Source organism: Pseudomonas sp. Lz4W (assembly GCF_000346225.2).
GTDB lineage: Bacteria > Pseudomonadota > Gammaproteobacteria > Pseudomonadales > Pseudomonadaceae > Aquipseudomonas > Aquipseudomonas paraversuta.
In genome coordinates, this window is the sequence record NZ_CP017432.1 from 2189951 (window position 1) to 2204015 (window position 14065).

A 14065-nucleotide genomic window follows, 5' to 3' on the forward strand; every position below is an offset into this window, starting at 1 on the left:
GGTCTAAAACCTCCGCTCTTGTTCGACGGAGTAGCTTCACTTTAAACGGGTTGTGTCAGGTTGCACCTGAGATGTGTCAGTTTTCAGGGGTTCCGGGCAAATTTGGCCATAGATCGGCCACCAGAAACAGCCGCTCAGCTTCTTCCCAGTCACCTTGGGGGCTTTCTGTGAGGCGTACCAGCAGCTGGGCCGGGGCTTGGGGGTGCAGTTCGTCGAGCCAGACCTGCAGCTGTTGCCCGCTCCAGATGCCCTCCGGGCCATAGTGCGCCGGGGCGAGCCAGGCATGCCGGGGCAAGGGCTGCCAGCAACCGGCAGCGCTTTGCCCGATAAACGCAGGCCAGTCACTTTGATGCAGCCACCTGCCACGCAAGTGCTGCGGGTTGGCGCCCAGTGGCGGCCGAGACTGGCCCGGCCACGGGTACAGCAGGTAGCCCCCCAGCCACATGTGGGCGCTGAAGGTCTGTACATCCAGCCCGGCGAGAATTTCGCGGCTTTCAGGGCGCTGTGACATGGGTAATTGATGCTGGCTGAAATGCCTGAGCTTGCGGTCCAGCCGGTCATTGCTGCCGGGGCCCAGCCACTGGGCAGGATCACTGCCATCACCTTGCTGCGGACCGAGGTAGAGCTTGATCGCCAGTTCCAGGTGATGTACGCCGTCGCTATCACGCAGCACCATGTCCAGCTCGCCCAGGGTATGCCCACCCAGGCGGATCGGCAGGTTGGCGGCGATCAGTTCGACTCCCGGCGCGTGCTGTACGGCAAACTGCCACAGCCGCTCATAATAACGGCCCAGTCGGCGGGTGGTGGCCAGTGCCAGCCATTGCTGCAAGGGCTCGCTGTTGCTGTCCAGAGCCCGCAGCCAGCGTTCCAGCTGCTCGGGGGCCTGGACCCAGGCGCTGCCGGCCAGGGGGTGGCGCTGTGGCCAGGGGGTCTGTTCAAGCATGGGCGGAGCGAGAATCACCCACGCCAGATCACGCACCTCGGGGTGACGCAATTGGCGGGGCAGGTTGAGCAAGTCGGGGAAGAGGATCATTGTGCGAGCATAGCTGTTTGCACACTGACTGAAAGGGTTTTGTCTATCGTCCCGTTTCGCCCATAATCGCTGTTTTCGCACGCCTAGAACCTTGCAGGAGCCTCATGGAGCAATTTCGTAATATCGGCATCATTGGTCGTTTGGGCAGTTCACAGGTGCTCGATACGGTTCGCCGACTGAAAAAATTCCTGCTTGAGCGGCACATGCACGTGATCCTCGAAGACACCATTGGTGAGGTTTTACCCGGCCATGGCCTGCAAACCTCATCGCGCAAAATGCTCGGTGAAGTGTGCGACATGGTGATAGTGGTCGGTGGTGATGGCAGTTTGCTGGGCGCGGCCCGGGCGCTGGCCCGGCACAATGTCCCGGTACTGGGGATCAACCGTGGCAGCCTGGGCTTCCTGACCGACATCCGTCCCGACGAGCTGGAAATCAAGGTCGCCGAAGTGCTCGATGGCCACTATCTGGTTGAAAACCGTTTTCTGCTGCAAGCTGAAGTCCGCCGCCACGGCGAAGCCATTGGCCAGGGCGATGCCCTGAACGACGTGGTACTGCACCCCGGCAAATCAACGCGCATGATCGAATTCGAACTGCATATCGACGGCCAGTTCGTCTGCAGCCAGAAGGCCGACGGCCTGATTGTGGCCACTCCCACCGGTTCAACCGCCTACGCCATGTCGGCCGGTGGCCCGATCATGCATCCCAAGCTGGATGCCATCGTCATAGTTCCGATGTACCCGCACACCCTCAGCAGCCGTCCGATTGTGGTGGACGGCAACAGCGAGTTGAAAATCGTGGTGGCCAAGGACATGCAGATCTACCCGCAAGTGTCCTGCGACGGCCAGAACCATTTCACCTGCGCGCCGGGTGACACCATCACCGTCAGTAAAAAAGCGCAGAAACTGCGCCTGATTCATCCGCTGGACCACAACTACTACGAAGTGTGCAGGACCAAACTCGGCTGGGGCAGCCGTTTGGGCGGCAGGGCTGACTGATGCTAGATCCAGCGCGCAGTTACGATTTGATCGGTGACGTGCATGGCTGTGCTCATACCCTTGAGCACCTGCTGGAGCGTCTGGGCTATCGCAAACTCGCCGGTATCTGGCGACACCCGCAACGGATGGCGGTGTTTCTCGGTGACATCATTGACCGCGGCCCGCGCATTCGCGAGTCGCTGCATATTGTGCATGACATGGTCAGGACCGGTCAGGCGCTGTGCCTGATGGGCAACCATGAATTCAACGCGCTGGGCTGGTGTACCCCGGCACCTGCGGGCAGTGGCAAGCTGTATGTGCGCGAACATACCCCGCGCCATGCCCGGTTAATTCACGAAACCCTCGAACAATTCGCCCCGTATCCAGACGAGTGGCGCGAGTTCGTGCAGTGGTTTTACGACATGCCGCTGTTTGTCGACGCCGGTCGTTTCCGGGTAGTGCATGCCTGTTGGGATGCCCGGGTGATTGCAACCCTGCGCGGGGAATTTCCCGATGGCTGCATTGACCAGCCGTTTCTGCAGGCCGCAGCCATGCCTGAAAGTTTCGCCAACCTGAGTTTCAACCGGCTGTTGCGCGGTACCGACATGCGCTTGCCGGACGGCATGACGCTGACTGGCGGCGATGGTCTGACGCGGGCGTTCTTTCGCACCAAGTTCTGGGAAGACGACCCTAAAACCTACGGAGACATTGTGTTCCAGCCTGATGCACTGCCCGAGCGCGTGGCGCAAAAGCCGCTGTCCAGCATTGAGAAGGATACGTTGTTGCGTTACGGCAGCGATGAACCGCTGTTGTTTGTCGGTCATTACTGGCGCAGTGGTAATCCGGCACCGATCCGCCCCAACCTGGCCTGCCTGGATTACAGCGCGGTGCTATACGGCAAGCTGGTGGCTTATCGCCTTGATCAGGAAACCCGGCTCGATCCGAACAAGTTCGTGTGGGTAGATGTGGAACGCCCGGAGGCGATTCAATGAGTGCTGTTGCTGTTTTACGTTTGCCGCTGTCTACCGATCTCAGCGGTTTTGTGCATTTGCTCAAGCGCATGCAAGTGCCGCATAGGGTCAGTGAGGAGGCGGGGGAACTGGTGTTGTGGGCCCCCGAAACCATTGCCGATGATGTGCGCAGCCTGTATCAGCGTTTTCCGGCAGGTGACCCCGAGCATGAACTGCCCATAGTCGAGCGTCCGCCGGCCATGGCCCGCCCGGGGTTCGTCCAGCAGGTGCGCGACAGCCCGGCAACGGCCATCGTTCTCTTGCTGTGCGTGATAGTGGCTGCCGTGACGCAACTGGGGGACAACCTGTCGACCCTGAGCGCGCTGACGTTTGTCGATTTCAGCATTCACGGGCAGTACATCCAGTTCACACCTTTGTCCGATAGCCTGGCAGCGGGGCAGTGGTGGAGATTGTTCACGCCGATGCTGATCCACTTCGGTTTTCTGCACATTGCCATGAACGGCATGTGGTACTGGGAGCTGGGGCGACGGATTGAAATGCGCCAGGGCAGCATCAACCTGATCGGCCTGAGCCTGCTGTTCAGCCTGGTCTCCAACTTCGCCCAATACCTGTTTGGCGGCCCGAGCCTGTTTGGCGGGTTGTCGGGGGTGTTGTACGGCCTGCTGGGGCATGTCTGGATTTACCAGTTGATGGCGCCCAACCCGATGTATCACCTGCCTCGCGGAGTGCTGGTAATGATGCTGGTGTGGCTGGCGCTGTGCATGTCGGGGCTGGTGTCGATGATAGGTTTTGGCCAGATCGCCAACGCGGCCCATGTCGGCGGCCTGTTGATCGGTTGCCTGACCGGCCTGCTGGGCGGCCTTTGGGCCCGGCGCAAAGCTGTTCAAACCCTGTAGGAGCAAGCTTGCTCGCGAGCAAGCTGGCCCTGCGGCTAAAAGTTAATTTTCAAAGAGCGGAAACAGAACCATGTCCTCTTTCAACGAAATGATTCAAAACATCACTCCCGAGATCTATCAGAGCCTGAAACTGGCCGTTGAAATCGGTAAATGGGCCGACGGCAACAAGCTCACTGCCGAGCAGCGCGAGCTGTCGCTGCAGGCGATGATCGCCTGGGAAGTCAACAACCTGCCCGAAGAGCAGCGCACCGGCTACATGGGCCCGCAAGAGTGCAGCTCGAAATCGGCACCCGTACCCAACATCCTGTTCAAGTCGGATGCTATCCATTGATTGAAATTGGTCGCGGTGCAATCAGCAAGATGTCGGCAAGTTTAGAGACGCCGACCGTTCAATATGCGTTTCGTCTGGGCGATACCGAGCTGCCGGTCAATCCTTTGATCGGCACCCGGTTGCGTCTGGAATACCTGGGTGAGATCAACTGCACTCACTGCGGGCGCAAAACCAAGAAGAGCTTCAGCCAGGGCTATTGCTACCCGTGCATGACCAAGCTGGCGCAGTGCGACATGTGCATCATGAGCCCGGAGCGTTGCCATTACGATGCAGGCACCTGCCGTGATCCGTCGTGGGGCGAGCAGTTCTGCATGACCGACCACGTGGTGTATCTGGCCAATTCTTCGGGGATCAAGGTCGGCATCACCCGTGCCACCCAGTTGCCGACCCGCTGGCTCGATCAGGGCGCCAGCCAGGCGCTGCCGATTGTGCGAGTGGCCACCCGTCAGCAATCGGGTTTTGTCGAGGACCTGTTTCGCTCGCAAGTGGGCGACCGTACCAACTGGCGCGCATTGCTCAAGGGCGATGCCGAGCCGGTGGACCTGGTGGCGGTGCGCGAACATTTATTCGAGAGTTGCGCCGAAGGCATGCAGGCCTTGCAGGAGCGTTTCGGGTTACAGGCGGTCCAACCCCTGGCGACTGCAGAACCCGTTGAGATCCGTTACCCGGTGGAGCAGTATCCGAGCAAGATCGTCAGTTTCAACCTGGACAAAGATCCGATCGTTGAAGGCACGCTGATGGGGATCAAGGGTCAGTACCTGATCTTCGACACCGGCGTTATCAATATTCGCAAATACACGGCCTATCAGCTGGCCGTGCATCAGTAAAAGGACTCCAGCATGCGCACCGAACAACCGCAGATGATCTACCTGAAGGACTATCAGGCGCCCGAGTATCTGATCGACGAGACGCACCTGACCTTCGAGTTGTTCGAGGACCACAGCCTGGTCCATGCGCAACTGGTGATGCGCCGCAACCCTGCACGTGGTGCGGGTTTCCCGGCACTGGAGCTGGACGGTCAGCAACTGCAGCTGTTGTCGGTCAAGCTCGACGACGCCGAGCTGACGGCGGCTGATTACCAGCTCACCGACAGCCACCTGATTTTGCACCCGAGCACCGAACATTTCGTAGTCGATACCAGCGTCAAGATCCACCCCGAATCCAATACCGCGCTGGAAGGCCTGTACAAGTCCGGCACGATGTTCTGCACCCAGTGCGAGGCCGAAGGCTTTCGCAAAATCACCTACTACCTCGACCGCCCGGATGTGATGAGCAAGTTCACCACCACCGTGGTGGCCGAGCAGCACAGCTACCCGGTTCTGCTGTCCAACGGCAACCCGATTGCCAGCGGTCCCGACGAAGACGGCCGGCACTGGGCAACCTGGGAAGACCCGTTCATGAAACCGGCCTACCTGTTTGCTCTGGTGGCCGGAGATCTGTGGTGCGTTGAAGACAACTTCATCACCATGACCGACCGCACTGTGGCGCTGCGTATTTATGTCGAGCCGGAAAACATCGACAAATGCCAGCACGCCATGACCAGCCTGAAGAAGTCCATGCTGTGGGACGAAAAAACCTACGGCCGCGAATACGATCTGGATATTTTCATGATCGTGGCCGTCAATGATTTCAACATGGGCGCGATGGAGAACAAGGGCCTCAACATCTTTAACTCCAGCGCCGTGCTGGCCCGTGCCGAAACCGCCACTGACGCCGCGCATCAGCGGGTCGAGGCGATTGTTGCCCACGAATACTTCCACAACTGGTCGGGCAACCGCGTGACCTGCCGTGACTGGTTCCAGCTGTCGCTCAAGGAAGGCTTCACGGTATTCCGTGACTCCGAGTTCTCGGCCGACATGAACTCGCGGGTGGTCAAACGCATTCAGGACGTGGCGTATCTGCGCACCCACCAGTTTGCCGAAGACGCCGGCCCCATGGCCCACGCCGTGCGCCCCGAGAGCTTTATCGAAATCTCCAACTTCTACACCCTGACCGTGTATGAGAAGGGTTCGGAAGTGGTGCGCATGATCCATACCCTGCTCGGCGAAGCAGGCTTTCGCAAAGGCAGCGACCTGTACTTCGAACGCCATGATGGCCAGGCCGTGACCTGCGATGACTTTATCAAGGCCATGGAAGACGCCAACGGCGCCGACCTGAGCCAGTTCAAGCGCTGGTACAGCCAGGCAGGCACCCCGCGCCTGGCGGTCAGCGAGCACTATGACGCAGCACAGAAAACCTACAGCCTGACGTTCGCCCAAAGCTGCCCGGCGACTCCGGACAAGGTTGAGAAACTGCCGTTTGTGATTCCGGTGCAGTTGGGCCTGCTGGATGCCCGGGGCGCAGAAATCGCGCTGCAACTCAAGGGTGAACCGGCGGCTTGCGGCACCAGCCGCGTGCTATGCGTTACCGAGGCTGAGCAAAGCTTCACCTTCGTTGGCATCAATGAGCAGCCATTGCCTTCGCTGCTGCGCGAGTTTTCGGCGCCGGTCAAACTGCAATTTCCATACAGCCGTGACCAGTTGATGTTCCTGATGCAGCATGACAGCGATGGTTTTAACCGTTGGGATGCCGGTCAGCAACTGGCCGTGCTGGTACTCCAGGAATTGATTGGCCAGCATCAGCGTGGCGCAGCGCTGGTCATGGATCAGCGTCTGGTTGAAGCCTTGCGCACCGTGCTGGGCAACCAGCAACTGGATCAGGCGATGATTGGCGAAATGCTGTCGCTGCCGGGCGAAGCCTATCTCACCGAAATCAGCGAAGTGGCCGATGTAGAGGCCATCCACGTGGCCCGTGAGTTTGCCCGCAAGCAACTGGCCGATAGCCTGTTTGACGGCCTGTGGGCGCGCTATCAGAGCAACCGTGAAGTGTCGAAAGTCACGCCGTATGTGGCCGAAGCCGAACATTTTGCCCGTCGCGCGTTGCAAAACATCGCGCTGTCGTACCTGATGCTCAGCGGTAAACCGCAGGTGCTGGCCGCGGCACAGGAGCAGTTCGAACACAGCGACAACATGACCGAGCGCCTGACGGCTCTGGCAGTACTGGTCAATTCGCCGTTCGAGGCTGAAAAGGCCGCGGCGCTGGCCAGCTTTGCCGATCAGTTCAAGGACAATCCGCTGGTCATGGACCAATGGTTCAGTGTGCAGGCGGGCAGCGGTTTGCCAGGTGGTCTGCAGCGGGTTAAACAGTTGATGGAGCACCCGGCCTTCAACATCAAGAACCCGAACAAGGTACGGGCTCTGGTCGGTGCCTTTGCCGGGCAGAACCTGATCAACTTCCATGCGGCGGATGGTTCGGGGTATCGCTTCCTGGCGGACCTGGTGATTGAGCTCAATGGCTTCAATCCGCAGATTGCTTCGCGGCAACTGGCGCCACTGACCCGCTGGCGCAAATACGACAGCGCCCGTCAGGCGTTGATGAAAGCCGAACTGGAGCGCATCCGCAGCTCGGGCGAGCTTTCCAGCGACGTGTTTGAAGTGGTCAGCAAAAGCCTGGCCTGATCCGGCCTTCGGTTGTAGGAGCGAGCTTTTTAAACAGCTCGCTCCTACAGGTTCAAAGATGCGTCAGTGCGTCTGTCCCAACACCACATCCAGCGCGGTGCGCGCATCGTCCAGCTGCACCAGGGTGGCATGCCGGGCGCCGAGGGCGTCGTGGTTTTCTATCGCGGTCAGAATCGCCTTGTGCCTGGGCAACGCCAGTTCGTGCAGGTTAGGCCGGCGATTGGAGTGCTTCAACGCTTCACGCAAGGCCAGCGACAGCATGTTGCACAGGTTGGACAACAGGTCGTTATGGGTCGCGTCGGCGATCCGGCTGTGAAAATCCAGATCAGGTTGCAGCAAGGCTTCGGGGGTTTGAGCATGCTCCATGCGCTCATAAGCCTCGCGGATCGAGGCTATCTCATCTTCGGTGGCATGCTGGGCGGCGAGGGCGGCAACAGCGGGCTCGATAATGCTGCGCACACTGGTCAGCAAGGCAAAAAACTCGTTTTGCGGTGAGCTTTGCATCAGCCAGTGCAGCACATCGGGGTCGAGCATATGCCATTCACGGCGCGGCTTGACCACGGTGCCCACCCGCGGCCTGGAATACACCAGGCCCTTGGCCACCAGCACCCGCGTGGCTTCACGCAATACCGGGCGGCTGACGGCATATTCTTCGCACAGCAAGGCTTCGGCGGGCAGCTTGTCATCGGGTTTCAATCGGCCGGAAACAATCTGCATGCCGAGTTCCTGAACGATGCGCGCGTGCATGCTTTTGCGCTCGGAGGGCTGACGATAATCCATTGGGCGCGGGTCGGTCCTGTGGCTGAAAAGCGCCGATCATAGCAGGCGCCGGTTTTACAGGTGGCACAAAACCTGATGGGCAAAGGTCGAACAAGCTGCAGGAGCGAGCTCTTCAGCTGGCTGGAGAAAAGCTCGCGAGCAAGCTCGCTCCTGCAGGGCCGGGGTTAGTGGGAGTGGCGCGGCACTTCGGAGCCGCGGCAACCCACCAGGAAGTCAAAATCACAACCTTGATCGGCTTGCATCACGTGGTCGATATAGAGCTGGCGGTAACCACCGATCAGCAGTTTCTGTGGCGGTGGAATATCGGCCAGACGGGCCGCCAGTTCTGCATCCGGGATATCCAGATGCAGGCGCCCGCCGGCGCAGTCCAGTTCGATCCAGTCACCTTCCTGAACCGCCGCCAGAGGCCCTCCGGCTGCCGCTTCCGGCGCCACATGCAAGACCACGGTGCCGTAGGCGGTGCCGCTCATGCGGGCATCGGAGATGCGCACCATATCGGTCACTCCCTGGGCCAGCAGCTTGGCAGGCAAGCCCATGTTGCCGACTTCGGCCATGCCCGGATAACCCTTGGGCCCGCAGTTTTTCATCACCAGGATCGAGTCGGCAGTGACTTGCAGATCCGGATCGTTGATGCGCTGCTTGTACATGTCGAAGTTCTCGAACACCACGGCCTGACCACGATGCTTCATCAGCGCCGGGGTCGCCGCCGATGGTTTGAGCACGGCCCCCAGTGGTGCCAGATTGCCGCGCAGCACGCAGATACCGCCATCGGCCACCAGCGGGTTTTCGATGGCACGGATGACTTCGTCGTCACCATAAATCGGCGAGTTCTTGACGTTTTCCCACAGACTCTTGCCATTGACGGTCAGGGCGTCCGGGTGCGGGATCAGGTTGTTTTCCCCCAGTCGGCGCAGTACCGCAGGCAGGCCGCCGGCATAGTAGAACTCTTCCATCAAGAAGCGCCCGGAAGGCTGCAGATCAACCAGGGTCGGGGTGCCGCGGCCGATGCGGGTCCAGTCGTCCAGCTCCAGATCGACGCCGATGCGTCCGGCGATGGCTTTAAGGTGGATCACCGCGTTAGTCGAGCCGCCAATGGCGGCGTTGACCCGAATCGCATTCTCAAAGGCTTCTCTGGTCAGCACCTTGGACAGGCGCAAGTCCTCGCGAACCATTGCCACGGCGCGCATGCCGGACATGTGCGCCAGGACATAACGCCGTGAATCCACCGCAGGGATCGCCGCGTTGTGCGGTAACGAAGTGCCCAGGGCTTCGGCCATGCAGGCCATGGTGGAGGCGGTGCCCATGGTGTTGCAGGTGCCTGCCGAGCGTGACATGCCGGCTTCAGCGGAAAGGAACTCGTCAAGGCTGATATTGCCGGCCTTATAGGACTCGTGCATTTGCCAGACGATGGTGCCGGCGCCGATATCTTTGCCCTTGTGCTTGCCATTGAGCATCGGCCCGCCGGTGACCACGATGGCCGGCACATCGCAACTGGCAGCGCCCATCAGCAGGGCCGGGGTGGTTTTGTCGCAGCCGGTCAGCAGCACTACGCCATCAATCGGATTGCCGCGAATCGCTTCTTCCACGTCCATGCTGGCCAGGTTGCGGGTGAGCATGGCGGTAGGGCGCAGGTTCGACTCACCGTTGGAAAACACCGGAAACTCCACCGGAAACCCCCCGGCCTCGATCACACCGCGTTTTACGTGTTCGGCAATGGTGCGGAAGTGGGCGTTGCACGGGGTCAGCTCTGACCAGGTGTTACAGATGCCGATGATCGGCTTGCCCTGGAACTGATGGTCGGCAATGCCCTGGTTCTTCATCCAGCTGCGGTACATGAAACCGTTTTTATCTGCGCTGCCAAACCATTGGGCGGAACGCAGTGGAGGGGTTTTGTCAGACATTGCGGCCTCTCTTATTGTATGACTAATTTATTTTCTGTGGCAGAAGTTAGCGCTAAATGGCTCTGTTTGGAAGTGTTGTTGGGTAAATAGTATTACTATATAGTTCGATTCAACTGAGAGCTGATCCTGGCATTTTCCCGCCTGAGGCCACTCCAGAGGTGCCATAACAAAAACAATGGGAGACCGTCACATGAGCCAGGAATCCGGGCTTATCCGCCGCATCACGCTAAAACTCATTCCGTTTCTGATCCTGCTGTACCTGATTGCCTATGTGGACCGCTCTGCCGTGGGCTTCGCCAAGCTGCATATGGGCGCAGACATCGGCATTGGCGATGCGGCCTACGGCCTGGGTGCCGGGCTGTTCTTTATCGGTTACTTCTTGATGGAGATCCCCAGCAACCTGATGCTGGAGCGCTTTGGCGCCCGGCGCTGGTTCGCCCGGATCATGCTGACCTGGGGCGCGATCACCATCGGCATGGCCTTTGTCCAGGGGCCGCAGAGTTTCTACGTGATGCGCTTTTTGCTCGGTGTCGCCGAGGCAGGCTTCTTTCCTGGCGTGCTGTACTACATCACCCAGTGGTTCCCGGTGCGCCATCGCGGCAAGATCCTGGGCCTGTTCATCCTCTCGCAACCCATCGCCATGATGATCACCGGCCCGGTGTCCGGCGGCCTGCTGGGCATGGACGGGGTGCTGGGGCTGCATGGCTGGCAATGGTTGTTCATTGTCATCGGCATGCCGGCCATCCTGTTGACCTGGCCGGTACTGCGCTACCTGCCGGACGGCCCGCAACAGGTCAACTGGATGACCCGGGACGAGAAGAGCTGGCTGCTGGGGGAGCTGGAAAAAGACCTGCAGCAATACGGCCAGACCCGCCACGGTAATCCGCTGCATGCTTTGAAAGACAAGCGGGTGTTGCTGCTGGCGCTGTTCTATCTACCCGTCACCCTGAGCATCTACGGCCTGGGCCTGTGGCTGCCGACGCTGATCAAGCAGTTTGGTGGCAGCGATCTGACAACCGGCTTCGTGTCCTCGGTGCCCTACATCTTCGGCATCATCGGCTTGCTGATCATTCCCCGCAGCTCGGATCGCCTGAATGACCGTTACGGTCACCTGGGCGGCCTGTATGTGCTGGGGGCGATCGGTCTGTTCCTGAGTGCATGGTTGACGGTTCCGGCACTGCAACTGGGGGCTCTGTGCCTGGTGGCTTTCTCGTTGTTCTCCTGCACGGCGATTTTCTGGACCTTGCCCGGGCGCTTTTTTGCCGGTGCCAGTGCTGCCGCCGGGATAGCCCTGATCAACTCGGTGGGCAACCTGGGCGGCTATATAGGACCGTTCGTGATAGGTGCGCTCAAGGAACACACCGGCAACCTGGCGTCGGGCCTGTACTTCCTTTCGGGGGTGATGGTGTTCGGGCTGTTGCTGACGGTGGTGGTGTATCGCACCCTGGAGCGCAAACATGCACTCAAGCCCGATGAGTTTGCCGCCAGTGCCCGTCCGGCTAGCGATCATTAATCAGCCGCCAGAGCTATTCATCCATGGGTTAGTACGCAGGTTTGACCTATCATTACGCCTTTCCAACAGGTGATAGATTAATGAGCGATTCAAACCAGACCTTGCGTGCAGCCCTTGAAACCAGTGACATGCTGGAAATTGACGGGCTGCATGCCTGGGATTTTTCTCTGGACGATGTGCAGTTGCTCATCAAGTGCATGGATGGTCGTGCCGAAAAGCGTTGGAGCTTCACCCTCGCACAGCTGGATGCAGCCGTGTTTGACGAAGCATTGAAAAGCTGGACCCTGACCGGCGACTCGGGTGAGCACCGCCTGGTTTGCCTCAGCGCATTTAGCGCGAGCAATGACGACGATGACACTGAGGTGGTTGATGAAGTTTAAATGGTTACCCTTGTTGATGGCTTCAAGCATTGGCGCCATGTCGGCGCAGGCGGCCTTCGGGTCTGAGGTCGAGCTGCTGGTAGGGTCCTATACCCAGGGCAAGAGCCAGGGGATTTACCGTTTACAGTTCGACAGTCAGAGCGGGCGGCTCACCCCCGAGCCGCTGCAAGTGTTCAAGGCCACCAACCCTTCGTGGCTGACTTTATCTCGGGATCAAAGCCGCCTGTTTGTGGTCAATGAAAACGGGCAGGGCCAGGCCGATGTGGTGGGGCGTGTCAGCAGTTTGTCGATCGATCCGAAAACCAATGAGCTGAACCTGATCAACCAGGTCAAGACCCTGGGCGAAGAGCCGACCCATTCCAGCCTTAGCGGCGACGAGCGCTACCTGTTTGTTGCCAACTACGGTGTGCACGCCGATCCGGGCGGCAGCCTGGCGGTGGTGCCGATAAACGCCCGGGGCGAGTTGCAGCCTGTGACCCAGATGAGCAGCCATCCGGCCAGCCGGGTAAACCCCGAGCGCCAGATGTCGGCACACGTGCATTCGGTGGTGTCTTCACCGGACGGCAAGTTTGTATTCGCCAGTGACCTGGGGGCCGACAAGGTTTTTGTCTACAAGTACGATCCGGCGGCCAACCCCGAGCATCCTTTGGTGGCTGCCGATCCGGCCTATGTCGAGTTGCCGGCGGGTAGCGGTCCGCGTCACTTGTTGTTCTCCAAGGACGGCAAGCACGCGTACCTGACCACTGAAATGAGTGCCCAGGTGTTTGTGTTCGACTATGCCGACGGTCAGCTCAAGCAGCGCCAGGCACTGGAACTGGCCCACGGCCAGCCAGCGCAAAATCGTGCCGCAGGTGCGGTGCATGCGTCGCCGGATGGCAAGTTTCTTTACGTGAGCAACCGCGGCAAGGCCAATGAAATTCTGGTATTTGCAATCAATCCGGCGAACGGTGAGCTGAGCGAGATTCAACGCCGTTCGGTTGAGGGAGACCATCCCCGGGAGTTTGCCCTGAGCCCCAACGGCAAGTTCCTGTTGATCGCCAATCAGATGAGCAATGCCATCGTGGTGCTGGAGCGCGACCCCCAGACCGGCAAGCTGGGTAAAACCCTGCAAACCCTGGCCATGGATGCGCCTTCAGATCTGAAATTCATCAAACGCCCGTAATCAGGGGCTTGCAGCCCTCTATTAATCCTGCTGATAGAGGCTAGTGCTGCAATGAATTTCTGCGGGATGACCCTTGGCGTTAAGTTGGTTCCACGGCCTGAAAAGGCAAGCAAGCCAACTGAATCGTCGAGGGTTACCGCCATGAATTTCAATCTTTTCTCCGTGATTGCTGCCTCCGCCATCTCTGCCACCGTGGCCCTGCCTGCCAGTGCCAGCGTGCTCATCAGCGACAAAAAATCCCCCAGCTATACCCAGAAGTACCTGCAGCAAAGCGCTAACTTCTACGCCGCCCTGGACCATAAGACCCAATCCTGAAAAGACCTGCCCCCCCTGTAGGAGCGAGCTTGCCTCGCGAGCTTTTCAGCTTTGCCGGGAAGAGCTCGCGAGGCAAGCTCGCTCCTACAGGGGCTCAATAAATATTGAGCTTTTATTCGCGGCTACAGGTTGTGTCCTGTCTCGAGCAATTCTGCGGTTGGGCCGTCTGCCGGGCCGACCATGGCGTAGTTGTAGCCTGAAATGATCTGCCCCCCTTGTAGGAGCGAGCTTGCCTCGCGAGCTTTTCAGCTTTGCCGGGAAGCGCTCGCGAGGCAAGCTCGCTCCTGCAGGGCTCAATAAATATTGAGCTTT

At 59.5% G+C, this 14065-nt stretch carries 13 protein-coding genes; 10 read left to right on the plus strand and 3 right to left on the minus strand.

Going from position 1 to position 14065, the window contains the following annotated elements; genetic code table 11:
• Positions 1–76 precede the first annotated feature (76 nt).
• Positions 77–1033, minus strand: coding sequence for a DUF1853 family protein (locus B195_RS10245; protein ID WP_003444787.1), 957 nt, complete (start codon positions 1031–1033; stop codon positions 77–79).
• Positions 1034–1137: 104 nt separating this feature from the next.
• On the opposite strand from B195_RS10245, the gene B195_RS10250 reads away from it, so the two are divergent.
• From B195_RS10250 to pepN, 6 genes are all read left to right on the plus strand, one after another.
• The gene (locus B195_RS10250) at positions 1138–2028 is read left to right on the plus strand and encodes an NAD(+) kinase (protein WP_003444785.1); all 891 of its coding nucleotides are present in this window, start codon (positions 1138–1140) and stop codon (positions 2026–2028) included.
• Entirely contained in the window at positions 2028–2999 is a 972-nt protein-coding gene (locus B195_RS10255; RefSeq protein ID WP_003444783.1) for a metallophosphoesterase, read from the plus strand. The genes B195_RS10250 and B195_RS10255 overlap by 1 nt, the downstream gene beginning before the upstream one ends.
• Positions 2996–3874 carry a rhomboid family intramembrane serine protease gene (locus tag B195_RS10260; RefSeq protein WP_003444782.1) on the plus strand — a complete coding sequence of 293 codons (879 nt, stop codon included), beginning with the start codon at positions 2996–2998 and terminating at the stop codon, positions 3872–3874. The genes B195_RS10255 and B195_RS10260 overlap by 4 nt, the downstream gene beginning before the upstream one ends.
• Before the next feature lie 70 nt (positions 3875–3944).
• Complete coding sequence (locus B195_RS10265; RefSeq protein ID WP_003444780.1) at positions 3945–4205, plus strand: YeaC family protein; 261 nt, start codon at positions 3945–3947, stop codon at positions 4203–4205.
• Complete coding sequence (locus B195_RS10270; RefSeq protein WP_003444778.1) at positions 4202–5032, plus strand: DUF2797 domain-containing protein; 831 nt, start codon at positions 4202–4204, stop codon at positions 5030–5032. The genes B195_RS10265 and B195_RS10270 overlap by 4 nt, the downstream gene beginning before the upstream one ends.
• A 12-nt stretch (positions 5033–5044) precedes the next feature.
• Positions 5045–7702: an aminopeptidase N gene (pepN, locus tag B195_RS10275; protein ID WP_003444774.1), complete on the plus strand. Its 2658-nt coding sequence runs from the start codon at positions 5045–5047 to the stop codon at positions 7700–7702.
• Between the two features lie 63 nt (positions 7703–7765).
• Here the strand turns inward: pepN and B195_RS10280 are convergent, their stop codons facing one another.
• Together B195_RS10280 and B195_RS10285 are read right to left on the minus strand one after the other, a co-directional pair.
• Entirely contained in the window at positions 7766–8482 is a 717-nt protein-coding gene (locus tag B195_RS10280) for a FadR/GntR family transcriptional regulator (RefSeq protein WP_003444772.1), read from the minus strand.
• A gap of 164 nt (positions 8483–8646) precedes the next feature.
• On the minus strand, positions 8647–10383 hold the full coding sequence (locus B195_RS10285; protein WP_003444770.1) for an IlvD/Edd family dehydratase: 1737 nt from the start codon (positions 10381–10383) through the stop codon (positions 8647–8649).
• A 190-nt stretch (positions 10384–10573) separates the two neighbouring features.
• Here B195_RS10285 and B195_RS10290 point away from each other — a divergent pair, with 190 nt between their 5' ends.
• The 4 genes from B195_RS10290 (at position 10574) to B195_RS22990 (ending at position 13753) form a co-directional block, all read left to right on the plus strand.
• Complete coding sequence (locus tag B195_RS10290) at positions 10574–11896, plus strand: MFS transporter (RefSeq protein ID WP_003444769.1); 1323 nt, start codon at positions 10574–10576, stop codon at positions 11894–11896.
• Between the two features lie 80 nt (positions 11897–11976).
• Positions 11977–12276 (plus strand): DUF5629 family protein, encoded by a 300-nt coding sequence (locus B195_RS10295; protein ID WP_003444766.1) that lies wholly within the window; start codon positions 11977–11979, stop codon positions 12274–12276.
• Positions 12266–13438 (plus strand): lactonase family protein, encoded by a 1173-nt coding sequence (locus B195_RS10300; protein ID WP_003444764.1) that lies wholly within the window; start codon positions 12266–12268, stop codon positions 13436–13438. The genes B195_RS10295 and B195_RS10300 overlap by 11 nt, the downstream gene beginning before the upstream one ends.
• Before the next feature lie 141 nt (positions 13439–13579).
• Positions 13580–13753, plus strand: coding sequence for a hypothetical protein (locus tag B195_RS22990; RefSeq protein WP_003444762.1), 174 nt, complete (start codon positions 13580–13582; stop codon positions 13751–13753).
• Positions 13754–14065 lie beyond the last annotated feature (312 nt).

Coding starts and splice junctions, on each gene's coding strand:
- pepN (WP_003444774.1), top strand. CDS start 5,045: ATGCGCACCGAACAACCGCAGATGATCTACCTGAAGGACTATCAGGCG.
- B195_RS10285 (WP_003444770.1), bottom strand. CDS start 10,383: ATGTCTGACAAAACCCCTCCACTGCGTTCCGCCCAATGGTTTGGCAGC.
- B195_RS10300 (WP_003444764.1), top strand. CDS start 12,266: ATGAAGTTTAAATGGTTACCCTTGTTGATGGCTTCAAGCATTGGCGCC.
- B195_RS22990 (WP_003444762.1), top strand. CDS start 13,580: ATGAATTTCAATCTTTTCTCCGTGATTGCTGCCTCCGCCATCTCTGCC.
- B195_RS10290 (WP_003444769.1), top strand. CDS start 10,574: ATGAGCCAGGAATCCGGGCTTATCCGCCGCATCACGCTAAAACTCATT.
- B195_RS10255 (WP_003444783.1), top strand. CDS start 2,028: ATGCTAGATCCAGCGCGCAGTTACGATTTGATCGGTGACGTGCATGGC.
- B195_RS10280 (WP_003444772.1), bottom strand. CDS start 8,482: ATGGATTATCGTCAGCCCTCCGAGCGCAAAAGCATGCACGCGCGCATC.
- B195_RS10265 (WP_003444780.1), top strand. CDS start 3,945: ATGTCCTCTTTCAACGAAATGATTCAAAACATCACTCCCGAGATCTAT.
- B195_RS10260 (WP_003444782.1), top strand. CDS start 2,996: ATGAGTGCTGTTGCTGTTTTACGTTTGCCGCTGTCTACCGATCTCAGC.
- B195_RS10245 (WP_003444787.1), bottom strand. CDS start 1,033: ATGATCCTCTTCCCCGACTTGCTCAACCTGCCCCGCCAATTGCGTCAC.
- B195_RS10295 (WP_003444766.1), top strand. CDS start 11,977: ATGAGCGATTCAAACCAGACCTTGCGTGCAGCCCTTGAAACCAGTGAC.
- B195_RS10250 (WP_003444785.1), top strand. CDS start 1,138: ATGGAGCAATTTCGTAATATCGGCATCATTGGTCGTTTGGGCAGTTCA.